Here is a 13,882-nt window from a genome sequence, read left to right as displayed (position 1 = left end):
TCATAGTCATTCCCGTAGAGTGGGAAAAAGTAGGATTTTGTGCAATTAAGTGGAACGAATTGGCGAAACGGCGCTGAATCGAACGACGAAACCAAAGGTAGGGCTAGGGGTGTTTCAGGGAAGCAGCGCACTCACGTTGGATGCCAAGGGGCGGATCTCGATTCCGACCCGGCATCGCGACGCGCTCGCCGAGCAGGCAGGCGGTAGCCTGACGCTTACCCGGCACCCCGATGGCTGTCTGCTGGTCTACCCCAGGCCTGAGTGGGAGAAGAAGCGCGAGCAGATCGCGGCCTTTCCCATGACGGCCCGGGCCCTGCAGCGCCTGCTGCTGGGCAGCGCCCAGGATGTCGAGATCGACAGTTCCGGCCGGGTGCTGATCGCACCGGAGCTGCGCAACGCCGCAAATATGACGCGCGACGTGATGCTGCTTGGTATGGGCGCTCATTTCGAGCTCTGGGATGCCGCTGCCCTGGCCCGCCGCGAGGCGCAGGACCTGGCGCAGGGCATGCCGGAAGTGTTGAACCAGTTTTCGTTCTGATACCCCTATGGAATTCGAACATCGGCCCGTGCTGCTCGAGCCGACTGTGAGCGCGTTGGTGCAGGCCGATTTCGGCGGCCGCGGCGCGGCGCGGTCGACGCGAGAGGTCGACGACAGCGCTGCTGCGGCACGATTGCAGAAGGGCGTTTACGTAGACGGCACCTTCGGTCGCGGTGGCCACAGTCGCGAGTTGTTGCGCCGCCTGGGGCGGCAGGCGCGCTTGGTGGTGTTCGACAAGGATCCGCTGGCTATTGCGGCGGCGCGTGATCTGGCGGCCGGCGATGGCCGGGTGAGCGTAGTGCATGGGGGCTTTGCTTCCGTGGGTGAGGAACTGGCGCAGATGGGCATCGCGCACATCGACGGAATGATGATGGACCTGGGTGTGTCCTCGCCTCAGATAGACGATGCGGGACGTGGTTTTTCGTTCATGCGGGAAGGTCCGCTGGACATGCGGATGGATACCAGCCGCGGTGTTACAGCGGAACAATGGCTGGCGCAAGCCAGCGTCGACGAAATGCGGGAGGTAATAGCAGATTATGGCGAAGAACGGTTTGCTTTTCAGGTTGCAAAGGCGATTGCTGCTCGCCGCGCAGCAGGGCCGCTGCGCACCACGCTCGAGCTTGCCGAGTGCGTCGCCGGCGCCGTCCGCACGCGCGAAAAGGGGCAACATCCGGCCACACGTACCTTTCAGGCTTTACGGATTTACCTCAATCGGGAACTCGAAGAACTCGCTAGCACCCTCGCGTCAGCTCTAGAGTTGCTGGCTCCCGGCGGGAGGTTGGCGGTGATCAGTTTCCATTCGCTCGAAGACCGCATGGTCAAGCAGTGCATTGCCGCAGCAGCCAGGCCTGGCGCGGCGCAGGCACGGCTGCCCCTGCGCGAAAGCGAATTGCCGCAACCGCTACTGCGTCCCCTGGGCCGCGTGCTGGCCAACGAAGAAGAAATCGCTGCCAACCCGCGCTCCCGCTCGGCTGTGCTGCGCGCAGCCGAGCGCACGTCGACGGCGCTCACGGTCGGCGCAGCTTCATTCGTGCCCGAGCTACCCGGCGCTCATCGCGTCGGGCGGGCAGCCTCCCACGGCAAGGCACGGCGCTCCAAGGGAGCGCGCTGATGGGCCGCTTGAGTTTCGTCATGGCCGTCGTGCTGATGGCGTCTGCGGTGTCATTGGTGACCAGTCGTTATCAGGCGCGGCAGTTGTTCATCGAGCTGGATCGCAGCCAATCGCAGATGCATCAGCTCGATAACGCGTGGCGGCAGCTGCAGTTGGATCGGGCCGAGCTGGCCCGCAATGCGCGCGTGGATCGCACGGCGCGAGACGTGCTCAAGATGATTTCGATTTCACCCGACCGCACGATCTATCTGAGCCAGCCTCCCGCGGCCGGCCAGGTTGGAGGCGGGCAATGAAGCGACTGCCGTTCTTCGACAACCCCGTTCTGCGCGGGCAGTTGCCGATGTGGCGCGCGCGCCTGGTTCTGATCCTGATTTTCGTCGGATTCGCTGCTTTGGCCGGGCGTGCCCTGTTCCTGCAGGGCATATCCACGAATTTCCTGCAGCAGCAGGGCGAAAGGCGCTACGAGCGAACCTTGGTACTGACGGCCACGCGCGGCAAGGTCCTGGACCGCAATGGCGTAGTGTTGGCATCCAGCGTGCCGGCGCGCGCCATCTGGGCCATTCCCGACGACACCAAGCTGGCCAATGCCGGGCAGATCCAGGCCCTGGCCGGTTTGCTCGATATTCCCGAAGTCGACCTGCGCCATCGCCTGAATGACGACCACAATTTCGTCTATCTCAAGCACCAGGTGCCGATGGACGTGGCCGACAAGATCAAGGATCTCAAGATTCCCGGTGTGCATCAACAGCCCGAGTTCATGCGTTACTACCCCGAGGGGGATGTGACGGCCCATATCGTCGGGTTCGACAATATCGAGGATCAGGGCCAGGAGGGAGTTGAACTTGCCTTCAACAAGCAATTGTCCGGCAAAGACGGCAGCCGCCGCGTGATCAAGGACAGGTTGGGGCGCGTGATCGAGGATGTGCAGGCCGTGAATCCGCCCGTGAACGGTCGTGATCTGACCCTGTCCATCGACACACGCATCCAGTATCTGGTCTACAAGGCTTTGCAAGATGCCATGATCCAGCATAAGGCGCGCGCCGCTTCGGGCGTGGTCCTTGATGCGAAGACGGGCGAAATCCTGGCCATGTCCAGCCTGCCCACTTTCGACCCCAACCATCGCGATACGTTGCCGATAGATGCATTGCGTAACCGGACGGTCACGGACACGTTCGAACCCGGCTCTATCATGAAGCCCTTTACGGCGGCGTTGGCGCTGGACCTGGGCCGCATCACCACGAACACGATGTTCGCGACAGGCAACGGCAGGTTCCAGTACCAGGGCAATACGATTACCGACGTCGAGCGCGGCGGCAATGGCACGATCGACGTGGGGGACGTGCTGAAGTTCTCCAGCAATATCGGTATGACGCTGATATCTGAAAAACTTGAGCCGCATGAGATGTGGGATTGCTTTACTGCCCTGGGACTGGGGCAGGCACCTCAGATCGGCTTTCCGGGTGTGGCGCCGGGCCGCTTGCGTCCCTGGCAGCGATGGCGCCTGATCGAGAAAGCCACCATGGCCTACGGCTACGGTTTGTCCTTGTCGCTGTTGCAGGCTGCGCATGCCTATACGGTCTTTGCGCGCGACGGTGACATGGTTTCTTTGTCGTTGGTCAAGCGCGATAGCGCGCCGACCAGCGTGCGAGTCTATTCGTCCAGGACTGCTGCGCTGATCCGAAGCATGCTGGAGGCCGCCGCGGCCGATGGGTCAAAGATTTCGGTGCCGGGCTACCGCGTCGCAGGCAAGAGCGGCACGGCCCGCATGATCGTCAACGGCCGTTACAGTCTGCAGAGCTACCGTAGTTCATTTGTGGGTTTTGCGCCGGTATCCAACCCGCGCATCATCGTGGCCATATCCGTCGAGGATCCCAAAGTCGGCGGCTATTACGGTGCCGTGGTGTCAGGGCCGGTTTTTGCACGCATAGTCGGCGGCACGCTGCGCATGCTGGGCGTGCAGCCCGATGCACCGCTGGACGCGACCGTTGCAATGACGAATTCGGAGGCCGTGCGATGAACGTCCGGCCGAACCAAGTGCAGGATCCGGCCACCGTTCTGGATTGGCTGCGCGCGCAGGTGTCTGTCGGCGCGCATCTGCAGATGGACTCGCGGGCGATAAGGCATGGCGACGTGTTTATCGCTTGCGTGGGCTTGCGCAGCGACGGCCGGCATTACATTGCACAGGCTCTGGCGCACGGCGCTGGCGCTGTGCTCTACGAAGCGGCCGACACGCAAACGGGCGATATGCCAGGTCCGGCGCTGGCCGTGCTCGGCCTGCGTGCCATGCTTGGCGAGTTAGCCGACCAGTGGTACGGGCAGCCTTCCGCGACCATGAGTGTGGTGGCCATTACAGGCACAAACGGCAAGACCTCCTGCGTGCAATGGATCGCTGGCGCCCTGACGCGCCTGGGGCGGCCTTGCGGCACGCTGGGTACCCTGGGCGCCGTGCTGCCCGATGGCCAGTCGCTGGGCGGTACGCTGACCACGCCCGACGTGGTGTCCGTGCACCGCACGCTGGCCGCCATGCGCGACGCCGGGGCGGCGGCCGTTGCGCTCGAGGCCTCGTCTATCGGCCTGGATCAGGGACGCCTTGACGGTGTGCGCATCAAGGTCGCTGGATTTACCAACCTGACGCGTGATCATCTGGACTATCACGGCACCATGGAGCGCTACGAGGCGGCCAAGGCTTTGCTGTTCCGTAGCGCAGGCTTGTCGGCCGCAGTCGTCAATGCCGACGACCCGGCGGGCCGGCGCATCGGCGCGGACCTGCCCGCAGGCCGGGTTCGGACCTATGCGCTGGACGACGGCCAGGCCGATATCCGCGCCAAAGACCTGCAGGCGGTCACGCAGGGCCAGGTGTTCGCTCTTGCCATGCCCGACGGTGAGGCTCAGATCATCACGCGCTTGCTGGGCCGGCACAACGTCTACAACCTGCTGCTGGTGGCCGGCGTGCTGTCTGCCCTGGGATTTCCATTGACGCAGATCTCCCGGCAACTGGCAGAGGCTGCGCCGGTGGACGGCCGCATGCAGGTCGTCGAACCGCCTTCGGCGATCGGGTCCGTGGCGGGCCCCATGGTCGTGGTCGACTATTCGCATACGCCCGACTCACTTGAACGCGCTCTCGATGCGTTGCGGCCCGTGGTCCGGGCGCGCGGCGGCAAGCTTGTCTGCGTCTTTGGCTGCGGAGGCGAGCGCGATGCAGGCAAGAGGCCGCAGATGGGCCGCATCGCCGCCATAGGCGCAGACCGCATCGTTGTCACCAGCGACAATCCGCGCGGCGAAGTACCCGAGGCCATCATTGAAGAGATCATGTTGGGCGTGCCTGTCGGCGCCGCGGTCCAGGCCCGGGTCGATCGGTCTCAGGCTATTTTGCATGCGATCTGGTCCAGCGCTGCCCAAGACGTGGTCCTGCTGGCCGGTAAGGGCCATGAGACCTATCAGGAAATCGCGGGCCGCAAGCTGCCTTTGGACGATCGCGAATGGGCGCGCCTGGCTTTGCTGCTGCCGCACGTGCCCGCCGTGTCGACGGACACGCGAAGCATCGGCAAGGACGAGTTGTTCCTGGCGTTGTCGGGTGAAAATTTCGACGGACACAATTATCTGGCCCAGGCACAAAGCGCCGGCGCTTGCGCGGCCGTGGTGGCGCACCGCGTTGCCGATTGCGTTTTGCCGCAACTGGTGCTGGGCGATACGCGCCTTGCTCTGGGCCGTATCGGCGCAGCATGGCGTGCCCGCTTTGCGCTGCCGGTGATCGCCGTGGCAGGCAGCAATGGCAAAACCACGACCAAGGAAATGGTCTCAGCCGTCCTGGCAGCATGGCAGGGCGAGGAAAATCGCCTGGCGACGGCGGGAAATTTCAACAACGACATCGGCGTGCCGCTAACCCTGCTGCGGCTGCGGCTGCGGCATCGCGCAGCGGTGTTCGAATTGGGCATGAATCATCCCGGCGAGATCGCCTACCTGGCCGAGATGGCAGCGGCCGATGTGGCGTTGGTGAACAACGCCCAGCGCGAGCACCAGGAATTCATGCACAGCGTCCAAGCCGTGGCGCGCGAGAATGGCGCGGCGATCGCTGCTCTGCCGCCTGGCGGCGTGGCGGTCTATCCGGGCGACGATGCCTACACCTGGGTGTGGGATGAACTGGCCGGGGCGCGCCGCAAGCTGCGCTTCGGCCTGGCGCCCGGCGTCGAAATATACGCGCAGAATATCCATAGCGATGCCTCAGGTTCGCGTTGCGAGGTCGTGACGCCGCTGGGTCGGATCGAACTGGCGCTGTCCGTACCGGGCTTGCACAATCTGCGCAATGCCCTGGCCGCTCTGGCCTGCGGCCTGGCGGCGGGAGCCTCGCTGGATGTCGCCGCGCGCGCCCTGGCGTCCTTCAGCGCGGTCAAGGGCCGCATGCAGCGCAAGGTCATGGACGACGGCTCGGTATTGATCGACGATACCTACAATGCCAACGCGGATTCGGTGCGTGCGGCCATCGATGTGCTGGCGGCCCTGGCGGGGCCGCGGGCGCTGGTTCTCGGCGACATGGGCGAGGTGGGCGACAACGGACCGGCCATGCACCGCGAGGTGGGCGAATATGCCCGTAGCCGCGGCATTGAGGCGCTGTTCACGCTGGGCGAAGCCACACGCCTGAGCGCCGAATCCTTCGGGCAAGGCGCGCACGCATGTGGCACGGTGGATGAAATCTTGGCGGGGCTGCGCAAGCAGACTTACGTCAGTATTCTGGTCAAGGGTTCGCGTTTTATGCGCATGGAACGCGTGGTTCAGGGCCTTGCCGCCCGTGGGCAAGGCACAGGAGGTGCGTATGCTGCTTGAGATTTTCCGGATCCTTTCCGAGAAAGTGCGCGTACTCGCCGTTTTCGAGTACATCACCCTGCGCGCCCTGCTGGCCTGCGCGACGTCGCTGCTGATTGGCCTGGTCGCCGGTCCGCACGTGATCCGCAAGCTTACGGAGTTGAAAATAGGCCAGGCCGTACGCAGTTACGGTCCTCAGACGCATCAGGTCAAGAACGGCACGCCCACCATGGGCGGATCGCTCATCCTGATCTCGATCGCCATCAGCACCTTGCTCTGGGCCGACTGGACCAACCGCTTTGTCTGGGTGGTGCTGCTGGTCACTTTCGGTTTTGGTTGGATAGGCTGGGCCGATGACTATCGCAAGGTGGTGCATCGCGATCCCGAGGGGATGCCCGCGCGCAAGAAGTTTTTCTGGCAGGCACTGATCGGCCTGCTGGCCGCTGTTTACCTGGCCTTTGCCGTGTCGGCGCCGGCCAATGCCGATCTCTGGCCTTTGTTCAAGGCCTGGGTGGAAAGCGGTTTTTCCATGGCCCTGCCCACGCGCGCCGATCTGATCGTGCCTTTCTTCAAGAGCGTAAGTTATCCGCTGGGCGTGCTGGGATTCGTGCTGCTGACCTGGTTTGTGATCGTGGGCACCAGCAACGCCGTCAATCTGACCGACGGTCTGGACGGCCTGGCCATCATGCCGACGGTGATGGTCGGCTCGGCGCTGGGCATCTTCGCCTACGTGGTGGGGCGGGTCGACTATTCGCGCTATCTGCTGTTTCCCTACATTCCCGGCGCCTCTGAACTGATGGTGCTGTGCGCTGCAATGGGCGGAGCAGGGCTGGCCTTCCTGTGGTTCAACACGTATCCGGCGCAGGTGTTCATGGGCGACGTGGGCGCGCTGGCGCTGGGCGGCGCGCTGGGCACTATTGCCGTGATCGTGCGCCAGGAAATCGTGCTTTTCATCATGGGCGGCGTATTCGTAGTCGAAACGCTGTCGGTGATGGTGCAGGTGACCTGGTTCAAATACACCAAGCGGCGCTACGGCCAAGGACGGCGAATATTCCGCATGGCGCCGTTGCATCATCATTTCGAGGTCGGCGGCTGGAAGGAAACCCAGGTCGTCGTCCGGTTCTGGATTATCACCATGATGCTGGTGCTGATCGGCCTTTCCACCATGAAGTTGCGTTGATTGCCGTAATGAACGATATGCAGACCATCCGTGACGAGGCGCCGCTTGTCCTGATCCTCGGATTGGGCGAGACAGGTGCGGCCGCCGCGCACTGGAGTGCCCGCGAGGGGGCCAGGCTGCGCGTGGCGGACACGCGCGACGAGCCGGGCGGATTGGCCGAACTGCGCTCGGTCCTGGAGCGCGGCGGCCATGACGTCGAATACCGCCTGGGCTGCGGTTCGGTCTTCGATGCGGCCTTGCTCGACGGCGTGAGCCAGCTGGTGCTCAGCCCCGGCCTGATTCCCGGTGAGGAACCCACGCGCGCCCTGCTGGCTGAGGCGCGCGAGCGCGGCATCGAGATCGTGGGCGAGATCGAGTTGTTTGCGCGTGCGCTGGCTTCGCTGGCCCGCACGCGCCAATACCATCCCAGACTGCTGGCAGTGACCGGCACCAACGGCAAGACGACGGTGACTTCGTTGACCCGGCATCTGGTCCAGGCATGCGGCCTGTCGGCGCGTGCCGCGGGCAACATCAGCCCGGCGGCGCTGGCGGCCTTGATGGACGCGCTCGATGGCGACGATCTGCCGCAGGTATGGGTCATCGAGTTGTCGAGCTTCCAGCTCGAGACCACCCAATCGCTCGCCGCCGACGCGGCGGTGGTGCTGAACGTGACGCAGGATCACCTGGACTGGCACGGCAGCATGCAGGCGTATGCACGGGCCAAGGCGCGACTTCTGGGCATGGCCCGAGTGGCCATCGTCAATCGCGCTGATCCGCTCACCACGGCCATGGTGCCTGCGCTGCAGGCAATGGCTGTGCGCAGCTTCGGCAGCGATCTGCCCGAACTGGCGGGTGACATGGGGCTGAATCTGGGGCAGGGCGTGGCCTGGTTGGCCAGCTGCGAGGCCAGCGACTTCGAAGAGCCGGCTGCCGCGCCGGCGCGGCGCAAAAAAGACGCTCCGGAACCCGTGCGCGCCGCCGGCCGTCTGAACCGCCTGATGCCGATGGACGCACTGCGTATCCGCGGTCTGCACAATGCCTTGAACGCCCTGGCTGCGTTGCAATTGGCGCGGGTGCTGGGCCTAGGTTGGGGGCCCATGCTGCGCGCCCTGCGCGATTACACGGGAGAACCGCATCGCGCCGCCTTTGTGCGCAACGTGGGCGGTGTGGATTACATCAACGACAGTAAGGGTACCAACGTGGGCGCCACGGTGGCCGCGCTGGAGGGCCTGGGCCAGACCGTGGTCCTGATCGCGGGCGGACAGGGCAAGGGGCAGGACTTTTCGCCGCTGCTGGCGCCGGTGTCGCATCATGCGCGTGCCGTGGTGCTTATCGGAGAGGATGCTCCGGCGATCGGGCAGGCGCTGGCCGCGAGCGGCGTGCCCTGCATATCGGCCGATTCCATGCACGACGCCGTGCGGCGCGCGGCCGAATTGGCCCAGCCCGGCGATGCCGTGCTGTTGTCGCCAGCCTGCGCCAGCTTCGACATGTTCCGCGGCTATCCGCATCGCGGCCAGGTATTCGTGGCCGAGGTCGAGGAACTGGCCCTTGACCGGGGGGAGGTGTAGCGATGGGCAGCGAGTCGTATACCGGTCCCACCGCCAGCGTCAATGCCGTGCGCCCTGGGCGCACGCAAATGCGCAATTTCGACCTGCCGCTGGTGCTGTCGGCGACGGCCTTGCTGATGCTGGGTCTGCTGATGGTGTACTCGGCTTCGATCGCGCTGGGCGACGGCCCGCGCTATTCGGTCTACGGCCACTATTACTTCATCGCCCGGCATGCCATCTTCATGTGCGTCGGCCTGGTGGGCGCGCTCGTGACCCTGACGATTCCGGTCCAGACCTGGGAAAAACTCGCTGTGCCGCTCTTTGTCGTCGCGCTGTTGATGATGGTGGTTGTCCTGGTTCCCGGTATCGGCCGCGAGGTCAACGGTTCGCGCCGCTGGATCGGGCTGGGGCCCATCAACTTCCAGCCTTCCGAGCTGATGAAGCTTGCCGCCGTGGTCTATGCCGCCAACTATACGGTGCGCAAGCAGGAGCATATGCAGGCCTTCCTGCGTGGCTTCATGCCGATGGCCTGTGCGTTGGGTGCGGTGGGACTGCTGTCGCTGCTGGAGCCGGACCTGGGCGCCTTCATGGTGATCGTGGCCATTTCCATTGGCGTGCTCTTCATGGGCGGCATCAACGGCAAGTATTTCAGCAGCCTTCTGGGCGTGCTGCTGGGCCTGTTTCTGCTGCTAATCTGGATTTCGCCTTGGCGCCGGGCGCGCCTGTTCGCATATCTTGACCCCTGGAACCAGGCCAATGCGTATGGCAGCGCCTATCAGCTGTCGCACTCGCTGATCGCTTTTGGCCGCGGCGCATGGTTTGGCGTAGGACTGGGCGACAGCGTCGAGAAGTTGCACTATTTGCCGGAAGCGCACACCGACTTCCTGATGGCCGTGGTGGGAGAAGAGTTGGGGTTTGTTGGCGTTATGGGGGTGCTGGTGCTGTTTGGCATCTTGGTGCAGCGCGGCTTCGACATCGGCAGGCAGGCCATTGCTATGGAACGCACGTTTGCCGGTCTGGCCGCGCACGGTGTGGCCCTATGGTTCGGTGTGCAGGCGTTCATCAATATGGGCGTGTGCCTGGGTCTGCTGCCGACCAAGGGCCTGACCTTGCCGTTGATGAGCTACGGCGGCTCGGGCATCGTGATGAACTTGTGTGCGCTGGCGCTGCTGCTGCGCGTCGACATCGAGAATCGAATTCTGATGCGCGGGGGGCGGGTATGAACGCCACAACCCAGCGCACCATCCTGATCATGGCCGGTGGCACCGGCGGGCACATCATGCCCGGCCTGGCGGTGGCCGAAGTGCTGCGTTCGCGCGGCTGGCGCGTACTCTGGCTGGGGAACCCCGACAAGATGGAAGGCAAGCTGGTGCCGGCGCGTGGATTCGATCTGGTGCCGCTGCGCTTTGCCGGCGTGCGCGGCCGCGGCCTGGGCGTGCAGCTGCGTCTGCCGTTGACGCTGGTTCGGGCCTTGGGTCAGGCCTGGGCGCGGCTGTCGCAAGTGCGCCCCGACGTAGTGCTGGGCATGGGCGGCTATGTGGCCTTCCCGGGCGGCGTGGCCGCGGCGCTGCGCGGCATGCCCCTGGTGGTGCACGAACAGAATGCCGTGGCGGGGACGGCCAACCGCTGGCTGGCGCGCCTTGCACGCCGCGTGCTCAGCGGCTTTCCCGATGTGCTGCCGCGCGGCGAGGCGCTGGGCAATCCGGTGCGCGCCGATTTGTGCGCGCAGCCTGCGCCGGCGCAGCGCTATGCGAGCCGAACCGGGCCGCTGTGCCTGCTGGTGGTGGGCGGCAGTCTGGGCGCGCAGGCGCTCAACGACGTGCTGCCCAAGGCCCTGGCGCAGTTGCCGGCGCAATCGCGGCCGATGGTCGTGCACCAGGCGGGCGAGCAGCACATCCAGGCGCTGCGGCAGGCCTATGCCGATGCAGGGGTGCAGGCGGATTGTCGCGCCTTCATCGATGATATGGCCGGCGCCATGGGGCAGGCCGACCTGCTGATCTGCCGCTCCGGCGCCATGACCGTGGCCGAAGTGGCGGCCGTGGGGGCGGCGGCGCTGTTCGTACCCTTCCCGCATGCCATCGACGATCACCAGACCGCCAACGCAAGGTATCTGAGCGATGCGCAGGCCGCCTGGCTGCAGCCGCAATCTTCCCTGACGCCCGAGTGGCTGGCCGAGTGGTTGGGCCGGCGCTCGCGCTCCGAACTTCAAACCGTCGCCGAACGGGCCAGCGCGCGCGCGCGTCCGCAGGCGGCCATCGATATCGCCGACGTCTGCGAACAGGCGGCAAAGAAATGACGACCCTCACGCTCACTACGTTCTCTGCCCCCATAGGGGGGCTCGTCTTGCTTCGGACGGCCGGGCGGAGGCTGACATGAAACACCGTATCCAACATATTCATTTCGTCGGCGTAGGCGGCTCGGGCATGAGCGGCATCGCGGAGGTGTTGCTCAACCTGGGCTACCGGGTAAGTGGCTCCGACCTCAACGAGTCTGCCGTGACGCGTCGTCTGTCCGGACTGGGCCTGCGCGTGGTGATCGGCCACGCTGCGGACAACGTTGCGGGTGCGCACGCCATCGTCACCTCTACCGCGGTGTCTGGCGACAATCCCGAAGTGCTGGCCGCGCGCGCGGCGCGTATTCCGGTGGTTCCGCGCGCCGTGATGCTGGCCGAGTTGATGCGTCTGAAGCGCGGCATCGCCATCGCCGGCACCCACGGAAAGACCACCACCACCAGCCTGGTGGCCAGCGTGCTGGCCGCCGGCGGCATGGACCCAACCTTTGTGATCGGCGGGCGCTTGAATTCGGCGGGCGCCAACGCCCAGTTGGGGCAGGGTGAATACATCGTGGTCGAGGCTGACGAGTCTGACGCCTCGTTCCTGAACCTGCTGCCGGTGATGGCCATCGTTACCAATATCGATGCCGACCACATGGATACCTATGGGCACGATGTGGCGCGGCTCAAGAGCGCCTTCATCGAGTTCACGCAGCGTCTGCCTTTCTACGGCAGCGCGGTACTGTGCGTGGACGATGCCAATGTGCGCGAGATCATGCCTTTCGTGTCGCGGCCCATCACAACCTACGGCCTGAATGCCGAGGCGCAGGTGCGCGCCGAAGACGTTCGCGCCGAAGGCACCCGCATGTATTTTCGCGTGTTGCGCCGTCTGCGCGACGCCGATCTGCCCGCGCTGCAGATCGAACTGAACCTGCCCGGCCTGCACAATGTACGCAACGCCTTGGCCGCCATCGCCGTGGCATCAGAGTTGGGCGTGGCCGACGCGGCGATTGCCCAAGCCCTGGCCTCGTTCAAGGGCGTGGGCCGGCGCTTCACGCAGTGGGGCGACATACCCTTGCCGGCCGAGCATGGCGGCGGCAGCTTCGCGCTGGTCGACGACTACGGGCACCACCCGGTCGAAATGGCCGCGACCCTGGCCGCGGCGCGCGGCGCCTGGCCGGATCGGCGCATCGTGCTGGCCTTTCAGCCGCATCGCTATACCCGCACCCGCGATTGCTTCGAGGACTTCGTGCGCGTGCTGGGATCGGCCGATGCCGTGCTGCTGACCGAAGTGTATTCGGCGGGCGAGTCTGCGTTGGTTGCCGCCGACGGCCGCTCGCTGATGCGCGCCCTGCGCGTGGCAGGCAAGGTGGAACCGGTTTTCGTGGAAGACGTGGCGGAATTGCCGCAGGCCATCCGCGATTTCGCCCGTGACGGCGACGTGGTGATCGTGATGGGTGCGGGATCGATCAGCCGCGTGCCGGCTCAGATAGGAGAGCGGGCATGAAGAATTTCGGCAAGGTGGGCGTGCTCTACGGTGGACGTTCCGCCGAACGGGAAGTTTCGCTGATGTCCGGCAAGGGCGTGCACGAGGCGCTTGTGAGCCAGGGCGTGGACGCGCACCTGTTCGATACCGGCGAGCACGGTCTGATCGAACTCGCGCAGGCGGGATTCGACCGCGTGTTTATCGCTCTGCATGGTCGCTATGGCGAGGATGGCGCTATGCAAGGCGCGCTCGAGCTGCTGGGCGTTCCCTATACCGGCAGCGGCACGATGGCCTCCAGTCTGGCCATGGACAAGATAATGACCAAGCGGGTGTGGCTGCAGCACGGCCTGCCCACGCCCGCCTTCGAGGTGCTGCAGGCCGGAGCGGATTTGCGCCGGGTGCCCGATCATCTGGGCCTGCCGCTCATACTCAAGCCCCCGCATGAAGGCTCGACCGTGGGCATCGCCAAGGTTTCGGGATATTCCGATATGAAAGAAGCCTTTGCCACGGCGGCCAAGTACGACAGCGAAGTGCTGGCCGAGACTTTCGTTGCCGGCCGCGAACTGACTGTGGCCGTTCTGGGTTCGGGTGCCGGGGCGCGCGCGCTGCCCATCATCGAGATCGTGGCCCCCGGTGGCAATTACGACTATGAGCACAAGTATTTCTCCGACGACACGAAGTATCTCTGCCCCGCGCAGCTGCCCGAAGGGCTGACGCAGGAAATCCAGGACATCGTCGTGCGCGCATACCGCGCGCTGGACTGCGAGGGATGGGCGCGCGCCGATCTCATCCTGGATCGCGCCGGCAAGCCCTGGCTGCTGGAGATGAATACGTCGCCCGGCATGACGGGGCATTCACTGGTGCCGATGGCGGCGCGCGCCACGGGTATGAGCTATGCCGATCTGTGCATGGCCATTCTTGCCGATGCATCGTGCAAGTTGCGCAGCCCGGCGCGCGCGCGCTGAGCAG

General features: G+C 65.1%; 11 protein-coding genes. All 11 read left to right on the top strand.

Annotated features, from left to right (window positions below; all coding sequences use genetic code 11):
- Positions 1-109 precede the first annotated feature (109 nt).
- The 11 genes from mraZ (at position 110) to H143_RS0103450 (ending at position 13,878) form a co-directional block, all read left to right on the top strand.
- Positions 110-538, top strand: coding sequence for a division/cell wall cluster transcriptional repressor MraZ (gene mraZ, locus H143_RS0103500; RefSeq protein WP_026349683.1), 429 nt, complete (start codon positions 110-112; stop codon positions 536-538).
- A 7-nt stretch (positions 539-545) separates the two neighbouring features.
- The gene (gene rsmH / locus H143_RS0103495) at positions 546-1,649 is read left to right on the top strand and encodes a 16S rRNA (cytosine(1402)-N(4))-methyltransferase RsmH (RefSeq protein ID WP_019936842.1); all 1,104 of its coding nucleotides are present in this window, start codon (positions 546-548) and stop codon (positions 1,647-1,649) included.
- Entirely contained in the window at positions 1,649-1,942 is a 294-nt protein-coding gene (ftsL, locus tag H143_RS0103490) for a cell division protein FtsL (protein ID WP_019936841.1), read from the top strand. The genes rsmH and ftsL overlap by 1 nt, the downstream gene beginning before the upstream one ends.
- Complete coding sequence (locus H143_RS0103485; RefSeq protein WP_019936840.1) at positions 1,939-3,666, top strand: penicillin-binding protein 2; 1,728 nt, start codon at positions 1,939-1,941, stop codon at positions 3,664-3,666. The genes ftsL and H143_RS0103485 overlap by 4 nt, the downstream gene beginning before the upstream one ends.
- Entirely contained in the window at positions 3,663-6,470 is a 2,808-nt protein-coding gene (murF, locus tag H143_RS0103480) for a bifunctional UDP-N-acetylmuramoyl-L-alanyl-D-glutamate--2,6-diaminopimelate ligase MurE/UDP-N-acetylmuramoyl-tripeptide--D-alanyl-D-alanine ligase MurF (RefSeq protein ID WP_019936839.1), read from the top strand. Before H143_RS0103485 ends, murF begins: the two co-directional genes overlap by 4 nt.
- Positions 6,460-7,629, top strand: a complete 1,170-nt coding sequence (gene mraY, locus H143_RS0103475) for a phospho-N-acetylmuramoyl-pentapeptide-transferase (RefSeq protein WP_019936838.1) — start codon at positions 6,460-6,462, stop codon at positions 7,627-7,629. Before murF ends, mraY begins: the two co-directional genes overlap by 11 nt.
- 8 nt (positions 7,630-7,637) lie before the next feature.
- On the top strand, positions 7,638-9,176 hold the full coding sequence (gene murD, locus H143_RS0103470; protein WP_019936837.1) for a UDP-N-acetylmuramoyl-L-alanine--D-glutamate ligase: 1,539 nt from the start codon (positions 7,638-7,640) through the stop codon (positions 9,174-9,176).
- A 2-nt stretch (positions 9,177-9,178) separates the two neighbouring features.
- Positions 9,179-10,378, top strand: coding sequence for a putative lipid II flippase FtsW (ftsW, locus tag H143_RS0103465; RefSeq protein WP_019936836.1), 1,200 nt, complete (start codon positions 9,179-9,181; stop codon positions 10,376-10,378).
- The gene (murG, locus tag H143_RS0103460; protein WP_019936835.1) at positions 10,375-11,451 is read left to right on the top strand and encodes an undecaprenyldiphospho-muramoylpentapeptide beta-N-acetylglucosaminyltransferase; all 1,077 of its coding nucleotides are present in this window, start codon (positions 10,375-10,377) and stop codon (positions 11,449-11,451) included. Before ftsW ends, murG begins: the two co-directional genes overlap by 4 nt.
- A 76-nt stretch (positions 11,452-11,527) precedes the next feature.
- Positions 11,528-12,934, top strand: a complete 1,407-nt coding sequence (gene murC / locus H143_RS0103455; protein ID WP_019936834.1) for a UDP-N-acetylmuramate--L-alanine ligase — start codon at positions 11,528-11,530, stop codon at positions 12,932-12,934.
- Positions 12,931-13,878, top strand: a complete 948-nt coding sequence (locus H143_RS0103450; protein ID WP_019936833.1) for a D-alanine--D-alanine ligase — start codon at positions 12,931-12,933, stop codon at positions 13,876-13,878. Before murC ends, H143_RS0103450 begins: the two co-directional genes overlap by 4 nt.
- Positions 13,879-13,882 lie beyond the last annotated feature (4 nt).

This window comes from Bordetella sp. FB-8 (genome assembly GCF_000382185.1).
Taxonomy (GTDB): domain Bacteria; phylum Pseudomonadota; class Gammaproteobacteria; order Burkholderiales; family Burkholderiaceae_B; genus Bordetella.
Note: the sequence above shows the minus strand (reverse complement) of the source record. Positions and strands in the feature narration are given on the sequence as shown.